Below are 18,049 nucleotides of genomic sequence, written 5' to 3' on the forward strand. Positions count from 1 at the left end.
CCCACGGGACAGAAGGAGAGAAACATGCTCTGGACCATTCTCGGCCTGATCCTCATCGGCCTGATCGCCGGCCTCATCGCTCGCGCCATCATCCCTGGCAAGCAGAGCATGGGCATCCTGCTGACGATCGTTCTCGGAATCGTCGGCTCGTTCGTCGGCGGGTTCCTCGGCTTCCTGCTGTTCGGAAGCGACCCCAACGGCGGCTTCCTGCAGCCGTCGGGCATCATCGGGTCGATCCTCGGCTCGATCATCGTGCTGGGCCTCTACGTGCTGTTCACGCGTCGACGCGGCGTCAACCGCGCCTGACCGGCTTCCCCGGGCGCGAACGCACAGAACTTCGCCCGGACCCGTGCGCTCCCTCGCGCGGGTCCGGGCGTCGCTGTGTCGGCCGGGCTCAGGCGCCGGCGAGGGCCTGCGACACGACGTCGCGCGCCTCGGCCTGCACCTGCGCGAGGTGCTCGGGGCCGCGCAGCGACTCGGCGTACAGCTTGTACACGTCCTCGGTGCCTGACGGGCGCGCGGCGAACCACGCGTGCTCGGTCTGCACCTTGAGGCCGCCGATCGCGGCGCCGTTGCCCGGCGCGTGCGAGAGCTTCGCGGTGATGGGCTCGCCGGCGAGCTCGGTCGCGGTGACCGCTTCGGGCGCCAGCTTGCCGAGCGCCGCCTTCTGCGCGGGGGTGGCCGGGGCGTCCACGCGCTGATACGCCGAAGCGCCGAATTCGGCCTCGAGTTCCGCGTACCGCTGCGAGGGCGTCTTGCCGGTGACCGCGAGGATCTCGGATGCCAGGAGGCACAGCAGGATGCCGTCCTTGTCGGTGGTCCAGACGGAGCCGTCCTTGCGGAGGAACGACGCCCCCGCCGACTCCTCGCCGCCGAAGGCCACGGATCCGTCCAGCAGCCCCGGCACGAACCACTTGAACCCGACCGGGACCTCGAGCAGCTCGCGCCCGAGCGATTCGGCCACGCGGTCGATGATCATCGAGCTCACGAGGGTCTTGCCGACCGCGGCATCCGCCGGCCAATCCGGCCGGTGCGAGTACAGGTAGTCGATCGCGACGGCGAGGTAGTGGTTCGGGTTCATCAGCCCGGCGTCGGGCGTGACGATGCCGTGGCGGTCGGCGTCGGCGTCGTTGCCGGTGAGGATGTCGTACTCCTCGCGGCGACCGATGAGTCCGGCCATCGCCGACGGCGACGACGGATCCATGCGGATCTTCTCGTCCCAGTCGAGCGTCATGAACTTCCACGTCGGGTCGACGTCGGGGTTCACGACGGTGAGGTCGAGGCCGTGCACCTCGGCGATGAGCGCCCAGTACTCGACCGACGCGCCGCCCAGCGGGTCGGCGCCGATGCGCACGCCGGCCGAGCGGATCGCGTCGACGTCGATGATGTTCGCGAGGTCGCGCACGTAGGCGTCGCGGAAGTCGTACTCGCCCAGCTTGTCGCCGTCGAGGTCCTTGAACGGGGTGCGGGCGACCCCTTCCAGGTCCGCTGCGATGAGCTCGTTCGCGCGGTTCGCGATCCAGCCCGTGGCGTCGGTGTCGGCGGGCCCGCCGTTCGGCGGGTTGTACTTGAAGCCGCCGTCGCGCGGCGGGTTGTGGCTCGGCGTGACGACGATGCCGTCGGCGCGGGTCGGGTCCGCGGCATCCTTCCCGCGGTTGTAAGTGAGGATCGCGTGGCTGAGCGCGGGGGTGGGCACCCACGAGTCGCGCGAGTCCACGCGCACGTCGACGCCGTTCGCGACGAGCACCTCGATGGCGCTGCGCTCGGCCGGCAGCGACAGGCCGTGCGTGTCACGCCCGAGGAACAGCGGGCCCTCGATGCCCTGTGCCGTGCGGTAGTCGACGATCGCCTGCGTCGTGGCGAGGATGTGCGTCTCGTTGAAGCTCGCCGACAGCGAGGAGCCGCGGTGCCCGCTCGTCCCGAACGCGACGCGCTGCTCGGGGATGGCGGGGTCTGGCTTGACGTCGTAATACGCGGCGATCAGCTCATCGATGTCGATGAGGTCGGATGCTTCGGCCGGCTGTCCTGCGCGAGTCATGCGTCCCAGTCTGCCCGTCCTCGGCCTGCCGTGCACGGTCCGTGACACCTGCGCCGGCGCGCGATTCAGGACCGGTGCGCCGCGCGGTCGGCGCGGCCCCCGGAATTCCGCGGGCGGGGTCGATGTCGCACGACGTCGATCCTGAGTTACGGACGGGATCGGGCCCACTGGCCCCGGGCTAGGCTGGCACGCGTGACTTCCGAGGTCGCCTCCACCGAGGCATCCGTTCCCGTCCGCCGCACGTACAGCTTCCTGGGCCCCGCGGGCACGTTCACCGAGGCGGCGCTCGCCCAGGTGCCGGAGGCCCGCGGCCACGAGTGGCGGCCGGTGCGCAACGTGGGGGAGGCGCTCGCCGACGTCGTCGAGGGGCGCTCCGACGCCGCGATGATCGCGATCGAGAATTCGGTCGACGGCGGGGTGTCGACGGCGCAGGACGCCCTCGCGACGGTGCCGGGACTGCGCATCGTCGGCGAGTACCTCGTGCCCGTCGAGTTCGTCCTCGTCGGACGCCCCGGTGCGCGCCTCGAGGACATCTCGCTCATCGCCGCCCACCCCGTCGCGTACGCGCAGTGCCTGCAGTGGCTCTCGGCGGCGCTGCCCGCCCACGCCCACGTGCCGGCGGCGAGCAACGTCGCGAGCGCGATGGGACTGCTCGACGGCTCGAGCGACGCGGATGCGGCGATCGCCCCTCCCGGGATCCTCGAGCACCACCAGCTCGAGCTGCTCGCCTCGAACATCGGCGACAACCCCAACGCGGTGACCCGCTTCGTCTTGGTGAGCCGCACCGTCGTGCCGCCGCCGCCCACCGGCGCTGACAAGACGTCGCTCATCGTCGAACTGCCCGACGATCACCCCGGGGCCTTGCTCGAGATGCTGGAACAGTTCGCCACCCGCGGCATCAACCTGTCGCTGCTGGCCTCGCGCCCGATCGGCGACGAGCTCGGCCGGTACCGCTTCGTCGTCGACGCCGACGGCCACCTCGAAGATGAGCGCATGGCCGACGCCCTGATGGGCCTGCGTCGCTTCAGCCCCCGCGTGACGTTCCTCGGGTCGTACCCGCGCGCCGATCGCGCCGTCGTGCGCTACCCCGAGCGCTACGCCGACGACGTGTTCGTCGAGGCGCGCGACTGGCTGCGGGGACTCATCTCCGGGGAGCCCGAAGTCCAGGACTGAGGGGTCTCCGGCGGGGGTCCGCTGCGCGGGATCATCCTCCGGCGCGCGTTCCCGCTCCGTCGACTCGTCGACGTCTCCTTCGTCGGCGGCGACGAGCCGTCGGTTGCCCGCCAATCCCGATGCCCGCGCGCTCTCCGGATGATCCCGCGCCGCTGCGCCTGCGGCGTACGTTGAGCGCGCAGGAGATGAGAGGGGGGAAAGAAAGGCAGGTCCGAGTCCTGCGCCGCGTTCAGAGGTTGAGCTCGGCGGCCAGCAGCTCGAGGGTCTGCAGGCGGCCGGGTGCGGAATCCATCGGCTCGGCCTCGTACGATCCGGCGATCGGCGAGATCATCACCTCGTCGACGCCGTGCTTCGCGGCGAAGGAGCGGAGATCGGATGCCACGGCCGACGCCGTGCCGACGAACCACTTCGCGCGGGCCGAGGCCATGAAGGTGTCGCCGAGGCCGGCGAAGTCGGCCGCGTTCGCGAGCGCGTGCTCCACGGTCTCGAGCGGGACGAGGGGCTTGTTGGTGCGCAGGCGCGCCGTCATGCGGAGGTTGGGCAGGGCGCGCGCCTCGGCCTCGTCCTGTGTCGGGGCGACGAGCACGTTCGCGGTGAGGAACGTGCGCGGCGCGGCCAGGGCCTCGGAGGGGACGAAGGATGAACGGTAGAGGTCGAGCGCGCGCTCGAGACCCTCGCCCGAGAAGTGGTTCGCGAACACGTACGGCAGGCCCAGTGAGGCGGCGAGCTGCGCGGAGTAATCGCTCGAACCCAGCAGCCACACCTCGGGCGTGGTCGTCGCGGCGGGCGTCGCATGCACGTCGTAGGTGCCGCCGGACGTGAAGCGCAGCGAGGCGCCGTCCGGTGCGACGAGCGACATGATGTCGCGCACGTGGTCCGGGAACCGCTCGGCGTCGCTCGTGGTGCCGCTCTGGCGCAGCAGCTGCGTGATCACGGGGTCCGAGCCCGGCGCGCGCCCGAGCCCGAGGTCGATGCGGCCCGGAGCGAGCGCCTCGAGCGCTGCGAACTGCTCGGCGACGACGAGAGGGGAGTGGTTCGGCAGCATGACGCCGCCCGACCCCAGCCGGATGCGCGACGTCCGCGCGGCGGCAGCCGCCGCGAGCACCGGGGGAGTGGTCGAGGCGACCGCCGGCATGTTGTGGTGCTCGGCGAACCAGTACCGGCGATAGCCGAGCCGATCCGCCGCCTCCACGAGGGACATGGATGCTGCGACAGCTTGCGCGCTCGTCTGCCCGGTGCGCACCGGAACGAGGTCGAGGACGGACAGGGCCGGGGCGGGGGTCGCGGTGCTCATCGCTGAACGCAACCCCCGCCCCGGCCCTGGCATTCCGGACCGCGGCGACCGGCGTCAGGGCAGGCGGTTCGCCTTCGCGAGGTTGTCGCGCAGCTCGTCGGCGGTCTGCGCGACGACGTAGGCCGGACGGTCGCGCTCGAGGCGCCACGACTCGCTCAGCGGACCGGCGCTCACGGTGTCGAAGCCCAGCGCGTCGTAGACGCCCGTGACGAAGTCGATCGCCTCAGCGTCGTCACTCGCGGTGCCGAGTGCGCGGCGCTGCGGGTCGCCGGCGGCCAGCCCGCCGGCGTTGATGTCGGACGCGTACAGGTGGTTGAACGCCTTCACGACCTTCGAGGTCGGCAGGTGCTGCTGGAGGAGCCCCGAGGTCGTCGCCTCTCCGCGGTCGAGGGCGTCGATGTGCCCGTCGCGCTCGAAGTAGTAGTTGTTCGTGTCGAGCACGATCTTCCCGGCGAGCGGCTCGACCGGGACGTCCTTCAGCGCCTTCATCGGCACCGTCACCACCGCGATGTCGGCGGCTGCCGCAGCGTCGGCGGCGGTCGCCGCACTCACCTTCGGTCCCAGTTCGTCGACGAGCCCCGCGAGGCTCTCGGGTCCGCGTGAGTTCGAGATCACGACGTCGTAGCCGAGTCCCGAGAAGGCACGGGCGAGCGCGCTGCCGATGTGTCCTGCACCGATGATTCCGATCGTGGTCATGTCGACCCGCAACCTCGGGGCGCAGCATCCCATTCCGGATCCGTCACGGAAGGATAGTCAGGAAACGTTTTCGCGATTCGGCCCGCCACCGCACGAGGCCGTGTGACGATGTCCGCATGGATTACACCCACCTCGGACGAACCGGCACCTCCGTCTCGCGGATCGTGCTCGGAACCATGAACTTCGGCGACCGCACCTCGGAGGAGGACTCGTTCGCCATCCTCGACCGCGCGCTGGAACTCGGCGTCAACTTCATCGACACCGCCAACGGCTACGGCGGCTCGGGTGGCCGCGGCGCCACCGAAGAGATCATCGGGCGCTGGTTCGCCGCCCGTCCCGGCGTCCGTGACGACGTCGTGCTCGCCACCAAGGTGCACTCGCCGATGGTCGATCCGACCGCCGACGGCGACGTGGTCAACGCTCGCGGCGCGTCCGCGTGGCAGGTGCGGCGCGAGGCGATCGGGTCGCTCAAGCGCCTGCAGACCGACCGCATCGACCTGTACCAGTTCCACCACATCGACCGGCACATCTCGTGGCAGGAGCTCTGGCAGTCGATGGAGGTGCTCGTCGCGAAGGGCGACGTCGTCTACACCGGCAGCTCGAACTTCGCGGCGTGGAACATCGCCCAGGCCAATGAGGTCGCGGCCCAGCGCCACTTCCTCGGGCTCGTGAGCGAGCAGTCGCTGTACAACCTCACGCAGCGCTCGATCGAGCTCGAGGTGATCCCGGCGGCGCAGAACTACGGCCTCGGCATCCTGCCGTGGTCGCCGCTCGCCGGGGGACTTCTCAGCGGCGGATCGACGGATGCTGCCGCCCGGTCCGGATCCGAGCGCATCACGTCGCAGCGCGCCGAGCGCCGCGACCAGATCGCCGCGTACGAGGCGTTCGCGCAGGAGCGCGGCTGGACCCCGTCGGCACTCGGCCTCGCGTGGCTGCTGCACCAGCCCGGCGTGACCGGTCCGATCATCGGACCCCGCACGGTCGCCCAGCTCGAGTCGGCCGTGACGGCGCTCGACATCCACTTGAGCGGGGAAGACCTCGCGGCGCTCGATGAGCTGTTCCCCGGCCCGGGCGGGCAGGCTCCGGAGGCCTACGCCTGGTGACACAGCGAGCGGGTCGTGCGCTCAGGAGCGCGCGGCCCGCTTGACGTGCTCGTACGCAGCGAGCGCCGCCTTGCGCGTCTCGCCGAGATCGACGAGAGGCTCGGGCCCGTCGTCGCCCAGCGACTCGGGGGCCCACTCGCGCTGGTAGTGCCCGTCGGCGTCGAACTTCTTCGCCTGCAGCTCGGGGTTGAAGATCCGGAAGTACGGTGCGGCATCGGCGCCCGAGCCGGCGACCCACTGCCAGTTGAACGGGTTGTTCGCCTCGTCGGCGTCGACGAGCGTGTCCCAGAACCACTCCTCGCCGCGCCGCCAGTCGATGAGCAGGTTCTTCACGAGGAAGGATGCCGCGACCATCCGCACCCGGTTGTGCATGTAGCCGGTCGTCCAGAGCTCCTTCATGCCCGCGTCGACGAGCGGGACGCCGGTGCGCCCCGACTGCCACGCCTCGAAGTGCGTGGGCTTGAGCCGCGGCCACGGGAACGCGTCGAACTCGGACCGCAGGTTCTTCGTCGCGAGCTCCGGGAAGTGGAAGAGCGTGTGCCACGCGAACTCGCGCCAGCCGAGCTCGGAGAGGAACCGCCCGCCCTGCCCGGCCTCGACCGTCTCGTGCCACACGGTGTACGGGCTCACCTCGCCCCACCGAAGTCGGGGCGACAACAGCGACGTCGCGCCGGCCGCCGGCTCGTCGCGCGCCCGGTCGTACGCGGCGAGGTCGTCGTCGAGGAATTCGCGCAGCCGCCGTCGTGCCGCGGGTTCGCCCGGCTCCCACGTCTCGCGCAGCCCGCCCGCCCAGTCCGGGCGGCGGGGGAGCAACCCCCAGTCATCGAGGGAATCGGATGCTGCGCCCCCGCGCACGCCGTCGACCTCGCGCGGCTCCGGCAGCGGTGCCCGCGGCGACGGCAGCGCGAGGCACGCGCGCCAGAACGGGGTGAACACGGAGAAGTGCGTTCCGGCACCGGTCTTCACGGTCCACGGCTCGAAGAGCAGCGAGCCGGCGAAGGAGGCGACCTCGACGCCCTCCTCGCGCAGACCCGCCTTGAGCGCGGCGTCGACCTCCCGCTCGGGGCCGCCGTAGCGCCGGTTCCAGAACACGGCGCCGGCCGAGGCATCCGTCACCAGCTCCCGTACGACGCGCTCGGCCGGGCCTCGGCGCAGGACGAGGGTCGCGTCGCGCTCGCGCAACCGCTCGTCGAGGGACGCGAGCGAGTGGTGCAGCCACCACCGTGCGGCACCGCCGAGCGGGCGGATGCCGGGGGATTCCTCGTCGAGCACGTAGAGCGCGACGATCGGCTCGCCGCGGTCGATCGCCGCGCGCAGCGCCGGGTTGTCGGCGAGGCGGAGGTCATCGCGGAACCACACGATCGAGGGGCCGGCCATGTCCCCATCCTGGCGCGATGCCGACGCCGCTCGACCCCTGTTGACACGATGCGCATCGTCTGTCTGCGACGACTGCTGCAGTTTCCGGCAACCGCTGCGTCGCGCGACGCAGCGGTTGCCGGAACGTGCAGCACGTGAGACTCGACCCCGCGCAGACGGCTTGCGCAGGCTTGCGGGATCCTGCAAGTTCTTGCGTACACTGAGCGCATGTCGAAGCGTCTCGCCGAAGTGGCGCGCAAGGTCGGTGTGAGCGAAGCCACCGTCAGTCGCGTGCTCAACGACAAGCCGGGTGTCTCGGAGGCCACGCGGCAGGCCGTGCTCACGGCGCTCGACGTGCTCGGGTACGAGCGGCCGACCAAGCTGCGTGGCGAGCGCGCGCGTCTGGTGGGTCTCGTGCTCCCCGAGCTGCAGAACCCGATCTTCCCCGCGCTCGCCGAGATCATCGGCGGCGGGCTCACGCAGAACGGCTACACCCCGCTGCTGTGCACCCAGAACGCGGGCGGCATCACCGAGTCGGACTACGTCGACCTCTTGCTGCAGCAGCAGGTGTCGGGGGTGATCTTCCTCGGGGGCAACTACAGCCAGGCGGACGCCCCGCACGATCACTACGACCGGATCCGGCAGGTGAACCTCCCGACGGTGCTGGTGAACGCCCGCATCGGCTCACTCGATTTCGCCACGGTGTCGACGGACGACGCCGCGGCGGCCGAGCAGGCGATCCAGCACCTGCATCAGCTGGGCCATCGGCGCATCGGGCTGCTGCTGGGCCCGCTCGATCACATCCCGTCGCAGCGCAAGCTCGCGGCCGCGCGCCCCCTGCTCGAACGTCTCGGTTCGCCGCTCGAGGACGCGCTCGTGGTGCGGGGTCTGTACTCGCTGGAATCCGGCCAGGCCGGGGCTTCTCGCCTCTTCGCCGCGGGCGCGACCGCCATCGTCTGCGCGAGCGACCCCCTCGCGCTCGGTGCCGTCCGCGCAGCTCGTCGGGCGGGCCTGCGGGTCCCGGCCGACGTGAGCGTGGTGGGCTTCGACGACTCCTTCCTCATGAGCTGCACCGAGCCGCCGCTGACGACGGTGCGCCAGCCGATCGAGTCGATGGGTCGCACCGTGATCGAGCTCCTGCTCTCCCAGATCGCCGGCACGACCGCGGCCGGGGACGAACTCCTCTTCGAGCCCGAGCTCGTGCTGCGGTCGTCGACGGGCCCCGCCTCGGCCTGACCTCAGCCCGAGGCGACCTGGATCGAGCTCGGTTCACCGTCCGTTGGGCGATGGGCGCTCCAGCGCCCGAAGGCGAAACGCCTCGAGTCTGCGGAAGCGTTCGGATCGAGGTGTGCGCCGCGCCTGAGGCGTTTCGTCTCGCTCCTTCCCCGCTCGCTCAACGAGCGAGGGGAGCGCACCGCGCAGCGGTCCCCATTCTTCACCGACTCAGCCTGGTAATCGTAATCTTGCAAACATCTGTCCAAGACTTGCAACCTCAACATCGATCCAATACATTCAACGCATCACGTCCTTCCCATCGATGAGGAGACCCGTGGACACCGAGGTCCTGACCCGCGGCCCCCGAGCCGTTCCTGCGAGCGACAACCCGCTGTGGTGGCGGTCGGCCGTCATCTACCAGGTCTACGTGCGGAGCTTCGCGGACGGGAACGGCGACGGCACGGGCGACCTCGCCGGCGTGCGGGCGCACCTCGGCTACCTCAAGGACCTCGGCGTGGACGCCATCTGGTTCAACCCCTGGTACCCGAGCCCGCTGGCCGACGGCGGCTACGACGTGCAGGACTACCGCGACATCGACCCGCGCTTCGGCACCCTCGAGGAGGCGGAGCTGCTGATCCAGGAAGCACTGGAGCTCGGCATCCGCACGATCATCGACGTCGTGCCGAACCACATCTCGGATCAGCACCCGTGGTTCCAGGCGGCGCTCGCCGCGGGTCCCGGCAGCCCCGAGCGCGAGCGCTTCTGGTTCCACCCCGGCAAGGGGCCGAACGGCGACGAGATCCCGACGCACTGGGTGTCGAGCTTCCAGGGCGAGACCTGGACGCGCACGACGAACCCCGACGGCACGCCGGGGGAGTGGTACCTGCACATGTTCACGCCCGAGCAGCCCGATCTCAATTGGAACCACCCGGACGTCCGCCGCGAGCACGAGGAGATCCTGAGGTTCTGGTTCGACCGCGGCGTCGCGGGCGTGCGCATCGACTCGGCGGCGCTGCTCATCAAGGACCCGGAGCTGCCCGAGGTCGGCGAGAAGCAGGGCCCGGGCGAGCACCCCACGGAGGACCGCGACGAGCTGCACGACGTGTACCGCTCATGGCGCGCGATCGCCGACTCGTACCCGGGCACCCGTGTGCTCGTCGGGGAGATCTGGGTGCCCGACATCGTGCGGTTCACGAACTATCTGCGCGCCGACGAGATGCACACCGCGTTCAACTTCGACTTCCTCGCGCGGCCGTGGGGTGCGGCATCCTTCCGTCAGTCGATCACCGCGACGCTCGAGGCCCACGCGCCGGTCGGTGCACCGTCGACCTGGGTGCTCAGCAACCACGACGTCACCCGGCCCGTCACCCGCTACGGGCGGGAAGACACCGCGTTCGCCTTCCTCAAGAAGCGGTTCGGCGTGCCCACCGACCCCGAGCTCGGCCTGCATCGGGCTCGCGCAGCAGCACTCCTTGTTGCCGCGCTGCCCGGCAGCCTCTACATCTACCAGGGCGACGAGCTGGGCCTTCCCGAGGTCGAGGACCTGCCCCTCGACCTCATCGAGGACCCGATGCACTTCCGCTCCGGCGGCACGGACCCGGGACGTGACGGATGCCGCGTCCCGCTGCCCTGGTCGGGCGACCACGCGCCGTTCGGCTTCAGTCCCGACGCGACCCGCACGTGGCTGCCCCAGCCCGAGGGGTGGAGCGGGCTCACCGTCGCGGCGCAGGACGCTGACCCGGCGTCGACCCTCAACCTCTACCGCGACGCGCTCCGCCTGCGCCGCGAGCTCCCCGAGCTCGGCGACGGTCCGCTCGAGTGGTGGGACGACGCCGTTCCCGTCACGAACGGCGTCGCCGGTCCCGATCTCCTGGCCTTCCGGCGCGGCGACCGCTTCGCGTGCGTCGTGAACACCGGCGACGACCCGGTCGCGCTTCCCCCCGGCGCGACCGTCCTCCTCACGAGCTCGCCCCTCGAGGCCGGCCGGCTGCCCGGCAACGCCGCCGCCTGGCTGCGGCTCGAGGGCGCAGCATCCCACACCCGCACCAACACCCCGGAGACGTCCGCGCCGAGAGGCTGACGCGGACCTCCCCTCAGAAAGGAAAGACGATGAAGTCACCAGCAAGGGTCCTGCTCGCCGGTGTCGCCGCTCTGGCGACGGTCGGCGCGCTCGTCGGCTGCTCTGCGGCCGGCGGCGACGAGAACAGCGACGGCAAGCTCGAGCTCCGCGTCGCGACCTTCCCGCCCGGCGCCGACGCCGCGGCGTACGAGGCGTTCGCCACGCAGGAGGAGCAGTTCGAGAAGGAGCATCCCGACATCGACATCATCGGTGTCGAGTACGAGTGGGAGGGCCCGACGTTCGCCGTGCAGCTCGCCGGCGGCAGCCTTCCCGACGTGTTCACCGTGCCGTTCACCGACTCGAAGACGCTGCTCGAGAACGGCCAGCTCATGGATGTCACCGCCGAGGTCAAGGAGCTCGGCTACGAAGACAGCTTCAACCCGATCATCCTCGACGGAGTCAAGGACGCCGACGGGAACATCTTCGGCTTCCCGCGCCAGGCCTACGCGATGGGTCTGCACTACAACCGCGACCTGTTCGAGCAGGCAGGGCTCGACCCCGACCAGCCGCCCACCTCGTGGGACGAGGTGCGGGAGTACGCGAAGGCTATCCACGACGCCACCGGCAAGGCCGGGTACGCGCAGATGGCGATCAACAACACCGGCGGCTGGCAGCTGACCGCGCAGACCGTCGCCCGCGGCGGGCGCACGCAGACCGATGAGGCCGACGGCAGCGCCACCTCGACGATCGACAACGACGCGACCAAGGCGACGCTCGAGTTCCTGCACGACCTCCGCTGGGAGGACGACTCGTTCGGCGCGAAGGTCGACCTCGACTGGGGCACGATCAACCAGGAGTTCGCCGCCGGCAACATCGGCATGTACACCTCGGGCTCCGACGTCTACACCGCGCTCGTACGCGACTTCGGCCTCGACCCCGCGGTGTACGGCCTCGGCGTCGTGCCGATCGAGGGCGACGACCCGGGCACGCTCGGCGGCGGCGACATCGCGGTGATCAGCCCCACGGTCGACGACCAGACCAAGGCGGCCGCGGTCACCTGGATCGACTGGTACTACATGCAGAAGCTCCTCGACGAGGACGCCGCCGTGCAGGACGCCAAGGCCCTCGCCGAGTCCGACCAGGCGGTCGGCACGCCGGTGCTGCCGGTGCTCAGCCGTGAGCTGTACGAGGAGTCGCTCACCTGGATCGAGCCGTACATCAACGTGCCGCGCGACCAGATGACGTCGTTCACCGACAACATCTGGGACCAGACGCCGGTCGGCGAGCCGAAGAAGTCGACCCAGGAGGTCTACGCTCTGCTCGACACAGTGGTGCAGACGGTGCTCACCGACGAGAACGCCGACATCGACGCCCTGCTCGCGCAGGCGCAGACCGAAGCGCAGGCGCTGCTCGACGAGTGAGGAACGAGTGGTCCCCGCTCCCACTCCCAGCGGCGCTGGCGCGTCGCTCGGAGCCTCAGGGGGCGGGGGCCCAGCCGTGACCCGGCCTCGCCGCCGGGTCGCAGCATCCATCCCCCCAGGCCCGTGCACCCGACACAGCAAGGTTGACGATGACCGCCACCCTCCCGGAGCGCCCCGCCCCCGCGGCGGTGCCCCCGCCCGCCGCACCTCCCGCCCGGCGGAAGAGCCGCCGCACCCCGCTCACCTGGTACCGCGGGGGAGGCCTCGCGAACCTGCTGTTCGTGCTGCCGATGGTGTTCGTGTTCTTCTTCTTCTCGTGGTCGCCGATCGTGCAGTCCGTGATCATGAGCCTGCAGAAGACGAATCTGCTCGTCTCGGAGTGGGTCGGGCTCGACAACTACGTGGCGGTGCTCACCGACCCGCAGCTCGGCCGTGCGGTCGTCAACACCGTCTACTTCGCGCTGCTGGCCCTGCTGTTCGGCTTCCCGCTCCCGCTGTTCGTCGCTGTGCTGATGAGCGAGGTGAGCCGGGGCAAGGGGCTTTACTCCGCTCTCGCGTACCTGCCCGTCGTGATCCCGCCGGTGGTGGCGGTGCTGCTGTGGAAGTTCTTCTACAGCGCCGACCCATCCGGCGTCTTCAACACCGTGCTCAGCTGGTTCGGCATTCCGCCGCAGCCGTGGATCTCCTCAGCGGTGCAGGCGATGCCGTCCCTCGTGCTCGAGGCGACGTGGGCCGCCGCGGGCGGGTCGATCATCATCTACCTCGCCGCACTCCTGTCGGTGCCGCCGGAGCTTTACGACGCGGCCGAGGTCGACGGTGCCGGCATCTGGCGCAAGGTCTGGCACGTCACGATCCCGCAGCTGCGCGGCATCCTCTTCATCATGCTGATCCTGCAGGTCATCGCGACCGCGCAGGTGTTCCTCGAACCGTTCCTCTTCACCGGCGGCGGGCCGGCGGGGGCGACGAAGACGATCCTGCTGTACATCTACGACAAGGCGTTCCGCAACAGCCTGGGCGGCGACTACGGGGAGGCCACCGCGGTGTCGGTGCTGCTCGCGGTCGTGCTCGCGATCCTGTCCTGGCTGTACTTCAAGCTCACGAACCGCTGGAGCACCTCATGACCACCTCGATCACGAACGCCGAGCGCCGCGAGGGCATGAGGGGATTCCTCTCGCGCCGCGGCGTGGGCGGTCGCCGTCGCGACTCCGTGGACGACATGTCCGAGCGGTCGATCGTCTCGGCCTCGGAGCGCCAGCGTCCCGGCACGCGGTTCGGGATGTCGCTGACCCACGTCTTCCTCTTCGTCACGCTCACGATCGCGGGCCTCGGGCCGATCCTGTGGCTCGCGAAGTCCGCCGTCACCCCGACGCAGGACACCCTCCAGCAGCCGTTCGCGCTGTGGCCGAACGGCATCGACTGGGCGAATCTGTCGACGGCGTGGAACGACATCCACATCGACCAGTACTTCTGGAACACGATCGTCATCGCCGCCGGCGCGTGGTTCTCGCAGCTGTTCATCGCGACGACGGCGGGCTACGCGCTCTCGGTGCTGCGGCCCAAGTACGCGCCCGTGCTCAACGCGCTCGTGCTCGCGACCCTGTTCATCCCGGGCATCGTCCTGCTCGTGCCGCTGTACCTCACGATCGTGTCGCCGCCGCTTCTCGGGCGTGACGCGAGCATGCTCAACAGCTACCTCGCGGTGTGGCTGCCGATGGCGGCGAACGCCTTCAACATCCTGTTGGTGAAGCGGTTCTTCGACAATCTGCCGCGGGAGGTGTTCGAAGCCGCGAAGACCGACGGGGCCGGGCCGTTCCGCCTCTTCTGGTCGATCGTGCTGCCGATGTCGAAGCCGATCCTCGGAGTCGTCTCGGTGTTCGCGATCATCGCCGCGTGGAAGGACTACCTCTGGCCCAAGCTCGTGCTGCCCGACCCGGCGGTGCAGCCGCTCTCGGTGCGCCTGCCCGACGTCCAGTCGCAGACCGAGCTCGACGTCTTCCTCGCCGCACTCGCCATCGCGACGCTCATCCCGATCGCGATGTTCCTCGTGTTCCAGTCCGTGTTCCTGCGGTCGGCCGGACTCGGCGGCGCCGTCAAGGGCTGACTTCGGGGATGACGGATGCCGCGGCCCGCAGCATCCGTCAATCTCACAAGCCGTCGGTGGTGTGGCCCTTGGGGACCACGACGAGGAGGGCGGAGGCCTCGACCCGGGTCTTGACCGAGAGCGCTTCGCCGAACTCGTCGCCGTCGAGCTGGACCGGACGCGCCTCGTGCGTCGCGAGCTCGATGCCGGCGCCGCGCGAGTAGACGACCGCGCTGTCCTTCGTGCGCAGCGAGAGCACCCGGCGGCCGGCGCGGAAGCGGCGGAGGAAGCTGTTGTCCCACGCGACGCGCCGCCAGACGAACAGCCAGCCGAAGGGTCCCTTGGGCTGGAAGATCACGATGTCGAGGGCGCCGTCGGCGACGGATGCCTCGGGGATGAGGTCGAGGCCGGCGGGGAGCTTGCCGCAGTTCGCGAAGAGCACGCTCTGCACCTTCGACGAGTGCAGCCGGTGTCCTGGCAGCTCGTAGACGACGCGGAACGGCTTCGCCGACGGCAGCGACCGGGCGGCTCCGTCGACGTAGGCGACCCAGCCGACGGTCTTCTTCAGCTGCGGGTTCGTGTTCGCGATCATCGCGGCGTCGAGACCGATGCCGCCCATCACGACGAACGCGTGCTCGGCGGTGCTGCCGTCAGGACGGGCGATCTCGGTCCAGCCGACGTCCATCGCCAGCGTGTCACCGTCGAACACGGCGCGCACCATGGCGGCGGGCTCGGTGAGGGGGAGCTTCAGGTTGCGCGCCAGTAGGTTGCCGGTGCCGCTGGGAACGATCGCCAGGGGCACCCCGGTGCCGCTCATCGCCTCCGACACCGCGCGCACCGTGCCGTCGCCGCCCGCGACCAGCACGGCGTCCACGCCCTCCTCGAGCGCCTGGCGCGTGACCTCGTCGCCGAGGTCCTCGACCGTGGTCTCGTAGAAGAGGGGCTCCGACCAGCCGGCCTGCGCGGCGAGGCGCGTGACCGTGTCGCGCAGCGTGCCGGCGTCCACCTTGATCGGGTTGTACACCAGCGCCGCCTTCGGCGAGGGGCGCTCGCCGTCCTCCGGGATCGGGCGGGCAGCACCCTCCGTGCCGGCACGACGCGCGTGGCCGCTCTCGTCGTCGGCCGTGTCGGGCTCGATGTCGGGACCGTCGGCGTAGGCCGCATCGGCGGGGTGCGGAGTGAGGTCGGTGGGGATCTCGCCGGTGCGCACGTCCTCGGCGGGAACGCCGTCGGTGGGAACGCCGTCGGTGGGAACGCCGTCGGTGGGAACGCCGTCGGTGGGATTCTCGTCGCCCGATCCGGATGCCGCCGCCATGAGGTACAGATTAGGACCCGGATCGCCGGGCGGTCGCATCGGACGCGGGGCTCGGCACCCCAGGTCTCCCCTTGCGGTCGCCGACTAAGCTTGCAGCGTGATCGATCCCGTGCTGCTTCGCGACAATCCCGAGCTGGTCAAGCGCTCGCAGGAAGCACGGGGAGAGTCACCAGATACCGTCGACGCCGCCGTCGAGGCCGACCGCGCGCGACGTGCCGCCATCACCGCCTTCGAGGAGCTCCGCGCCGCTCAGAACGCGCACGGCAAGAAGGTCGCGCAGGCGCCCAAGGAGGAGAAGGCCGCGCTCGTCGCCGAGGCCAAGGATCTCAGTGAGCGCGTGAAGCAGGCCCAGCACGCGGTCGCCGCGGCGGAGGAGGCATCCGCCGAAGCCTTCGGAGCACTCGAGAACATCGTCATCGACGGCGTGCCGGCGGGCGGCGAAGACGACTTCGTCACGCTGCGCACCCACGGCGAAGTGCCGGCGTTCGGCTTCGAGCCGCGCGACCACCTCGAGCTCGGCGAGAAGCTCGGCGCGATCGACATGGAGCGCGGCACCAAGGTGTCGGGCAGCCGCTTCTACTTCCTCACCGGCATCGGCGCGCGGCTCGAGATCGCGCTCATGAACCTCGCGCTCGACCGGGCGCTGCAGGCCGGCTTCACGCCGATCATCCCGCCGACGCTGGTGCGCCCCGAGGTGATGCGCGGCACCGGCTTCCTCGGCAAGCACGCCGCCGAGGTCTACCACCTCGAAGACGACGACCTCTACCTCGTCGGCACGAGCGAGGTGCCCCTCGCCGGCTACCACATGGACGAGATCCTCGACCTGTCGCGCGGCGCGAAGCGCTACGCCGGCTGGTCCACCTGCTACCGCAGCGAGGCCGGCTCGTACGGCAAGGACACCCGCGGCATCATCCGCGTGCACCAGTTCAACAAGCTCGAGATGTTCGTCTACACGACGCCCGAGCAGGCGGAGGAGGAGCACCTGCGCCTCGTCGCCATGCAGGAGGGCATGCTGCAGGACCTCGGCCTGTCGTACCGCGTGATCGACGTCGCCGCCGGCGACCTCGGCTCGAGCGCCGCCCGCAAATACGACGTCGAAGCCTGGGTGCCCACGCAGAACGCGTACCGCGAGCTCACCTCGACCTCGAACTGCACGACGTACCAGGCGCGCCGGCTCGACATCCGCTACCGGCCCGAAGGTGGCAAGACGCAGCCCGTCGCGACGCTCAACGGCACGCTCGGGACCACCCGCTGGATCGTCGCACTGCTCGAGACCCACCAGCGTGAGGACGGCTCCGTCACGGTGCCGGAGGTGCTGCGGCCCTTCCTCGGCGGGCTCGAGGTGATGGAGCCCATCGCGTGAGCGAAGCGCACCTGCCGAAGACCGGTTCCATCAAGGTCGTCGCGCCGAAGAAGGCCGCGAAGCTCGTCGAGCAGGTCGCCCGCGACACCGAGAACCCCGCGGTCGCGACCGAGCAGCTTCTCATCGCCCTCGACATCGACGGCACCGTCCTCCTCGAGGACGAATCGCTGAGTCCCGGCGTCGTCGACGCCGTCGAGCATGCCCACCGCGCCGGCCACGAGGTGATGGTCGCGACGGGGCGCAGCTGGGAGGGCACCCGCGGCATCGTGCGCGTGCTGGGCATCGCCCCCGAATTCGTCGTGTGCTCCAACGGCGCCGTCGTGCTCAAGCGGCTCGAGGCCGACGAACTGAGCTACGAGCGCTGGCACGTCGAGACGTTCGACCCCCGCGAGGTGCTGGAGCAGCTGCGGGTGCACCTGCCCGACGCCCGCTACCTCGTCGAGCTCGCCGACGGGCAGCGCCTGTACACGGAGTATCTCGAGGACTGGAACCTCGTCCACGCGCGCCGCGTGCCGTTCGACGAGCTCGGCGCCCAGCCGGTGTGCCGCGTGGTCGTCGTCTCGCCCGACAAGGGCGAGCAGGACTTCGTCGACCTCGTGAAGCGCATCGGCCTCAACCACGTCTCCTACGCGGTCGGCTGGACCGCCTGGCTCGACATCGCGCCGAAGGACGTCGACAAGAGCACCGGCCTCGAGCTGGTGCGCACCGAGCTCGGCATCGACCCCGCACACGTCCTCGTCATGGGCGACGGCCGCAATGACGTCGGCATGTTCCGCTGGGCGCTCGACAACGGCGGCCGCGCGGTCGCGATGGCGCAAGGACCGCAGGAAGTGCGTGACGCCGCGGGCGAGATCACCGATTCGGTGCGCGACGGCGGCGTGGCCGCCGTGCTCCGCCGCCTCTGACGTCGTCGGCTAGACTCGACGCTTGTTCGAC

Annotated in this window: 15 protein-coding genes; 10 read left to right on the forward strand and 5 right to left on the reverse strand. The window is 70.4% G+C overall.

Annotated features, from left to right (window positions below; all coding sequences use genetic code 11):
- The first annotated feature begins 24 nt into the window (after positions 1-24).
- A complete protein-coding gene (locus ACLBXX_RS02570) occupies positions 25-306 on the forward strand; it encodes a GlsB/YeaQ/YmgE family stress response membrane protein (RefSeq protein WP_447656681.1) in 282 nt (93 codons plus the stop codon).
- Positions 307-394: 88 nt separating this feature from the next.
- On the opposite strand, the gene pgm is transcribed toward ACLBXX_RS02570, so the two are convergent.
- Complete coding sequence (gene pgm, locus ACLBXX_RS02575; RefSeq protein WP_447656682.1) at positions 395-2,038, reverse strand: phosphoglucomutase (alpha-D-glucose-1,6-bisphosphate-dependent); 1,644 nt, start codon at positions 2,036-2,038, stop codon at positions 395-397.
- Between the two features lie 192 nt (positions 2,039-2,230).
- Between pgm and pheA the strand changes: the two genes are divergently transcribed.
- A complete protein-coding gene (pheA, locus tag ACLBXX_RS02580) occupies positions 2,231-3,211 on the forward strand; it encodes a prephenate dehydratase (RefSeq protein WP_447656683.1) in 981 nt (326 codons plus the stop codon).
- Positions 3,212-3,440: 229 nt separating this feature from the next.
- On the opposite strand, the gene ACLBXX_RS02585 is transcribed toward pheA, so the two are convergent.
- Both ACLBXX_RS02585 and ACLBXX_RS02590 read right to left on the reverse strand, forming a co-directional pair.
- Complete coding sequence (locus ACLBXX_RS02585; protein WP_447656684.1) at positions 3,441-4,505, reverse strand: LLM class flavin-dependent oxidoreductase; 1,065 nt, start codon at positions 4,503-4,505, stop codon at positions 3,441-3,443.
- 54 nt (positions 4,506-4,559) lie between these two features.
- Positions 4,560-5,201 (reverse strand): NADPH-dependent F420 reductase, encoded by a 642-nt coding sequence (locus ACLBXX_RS02590; RefSeq protein ID WP_447656685.1) that lies wholly within the window; start codon positions 5,199-5,201, stop codon positions 4,560-4,562.
- A gap of 116 nt (positions 5,202-5,317) precedes the next feature.
- On the opposite strand from ACLBXX_RS02590, the gene ACLBXX_RS02595 reads away from it, so the two are divergent.
- Entirely contained in the window at positions 5,318-6,304 is a 987-nt protein-coding gene (locus ACLBXX_RS02595) for an aldo/keto reductase (protein WP_447656686.1), read from the forward strand.
- A 21-nt stretch (positions 6,305-6,325) separates the two neighbouring features.
- Here the strand turns inward: ACLBXX_RS02595 and ACLBXX_RS02600 are convergent, their stop codons facing one another.
- On the reverse strand, positions 6,326-7,681 hold the full coding sequence (locus ACLBXX_RS02600; protein ID WP_447656687.1) for a cryptochrome/photolyase family protein: 1,356 nt from the start codon (positions 7,679-7,681) through the stop codon (positions 6,326-6,328).
- A gap of 207 nt (positions 7,682-7,888) precedes the next feature.
- Between ACLBXX_RS02600 and ACLBXX_RS02605 the strand changes: the two genes are divergently transcribed.
- The 5 genes from ACLBXX_RS02605 (at position 7,889) to ACLBXX_RS02625 (ending at position 14,456) form a co-directional block, all read left to right on the forward strand.
- On the forward strand, positions 7,889-8,896 hold the full coding sequence (locus ACLBXX_RS02605; protein ID WP_447656688.1) for a LacI family DNA-binding transcriptional regulator: 1,008 nt from the start codon (positions 7,889-7,891) through the stop codon (positions 8,894-8,896).
- Between the two features lie 301 nt (positions 8,897-9,197).
- Complete coding sequence (locus ACLBXX_RS02610) at positions 9,198-10,955, forward strand: glycoside hydrolase family 13 protein (RefSeq protein ID WP_447656689.1); 1,758 nt, start codon at positions 9,198-9,200, stop codon at positions 10,953-10,955.
- Positions 10,956-10,984: 29 nt separating this feature from the next.
- Positions 10,985-12,355, forward strand: a complete 1,371-nt coding sequence (locus ACLBXX_RS02615; protein WP_447656690.1) for an ABC transporter substrate-binding protein — start codon at positions 10,985-10,987, stop codon at positions 12,353-12,355.
- Positions 12,356-12,504: 149 nt separating this feature from the next.
- Positions 12,505-13,476: a carbohydrate ABC transporter permease gene (locus ACLBXX_RS02620; protein ID WP_447656691.1), complete on the forward strand. Its 972-nt coding sequence runs from the start codon at positions 12,505-12,507 to the stop codon at positions 13,474-13,476.
- Complete coding sequence (locus ACLBXX_RS02625; RefSeq protein ID WP_447656692.1) at positions 13,473-14,456, forward strand: carbohydrate ABC transporter permease; 984 nt, start codon at positions 13,473-13,475, stop codon at positions 14,454-14,456. The genes ACLBXX_RS02620 and ACLBXX_RS02625 overlap by 4 nt, the downstream gene beginning before the upstream one ends.
- Before the next feature lie 43 nt (positions 14,457-14,499).
- Here ACLBXX_RS02625 and ACLBXX_RS02630 read toward each other — a convergent pair whose 3' ends face one another.
- Positions 14,500-15,750 carry a diacylglycerol/lipid kinase family protein gene (locus ACLBXX_RS02630; RefSeq protein ID WP_447656693.1) on the reverse strand — a complete coding sequence of 417 codons (1,251 nt, stop codon included), beginning with the start codon at positions 15,748-15,750 and terminating at the stop codon, positions 14,500-14,502.
- Between the two features lie 97 nt (positions 15,751-15,847).
- On the opposite strand from ACLBXX_RS02630, the gene serS reads away from it, so the two are divergent.
- Both serS and ACLBXX_RS02640 read left to right on the forward strand, forming a co-directional pair.
- Complete coding sequence (gene serS, locus ACLBXX_RS02635) at positions 15,848-17,113, forward strand: serine--tRNA ligase (RefSeq protein WP_447656694.1); 1,266 nt, start codon at positions 15,848-15,850, stop codon at positions 17,111-17,113.
- Positions 17,110-18,018: an HAD family hydrolase gene (locus ACLBXX_RS02640; protein ID WP_447656695.1), complete on the forward strand. Its 909-nt coding sequence runs from the start codon at positions 17,110-17,112 to the stop codon at positions 18,016-18,018. The genes serS and ACLBXX_RS02640 overlap by 4 nt, the downstream gene beginning before the upstream one ends.
- The last annotated feature ends 31 nt before the right edge of the window (positions 18,019-18,049 follow it).

The sequence above is a fragment of the Microbacterium sp. C23T genome (assembly GCF_053345975.1).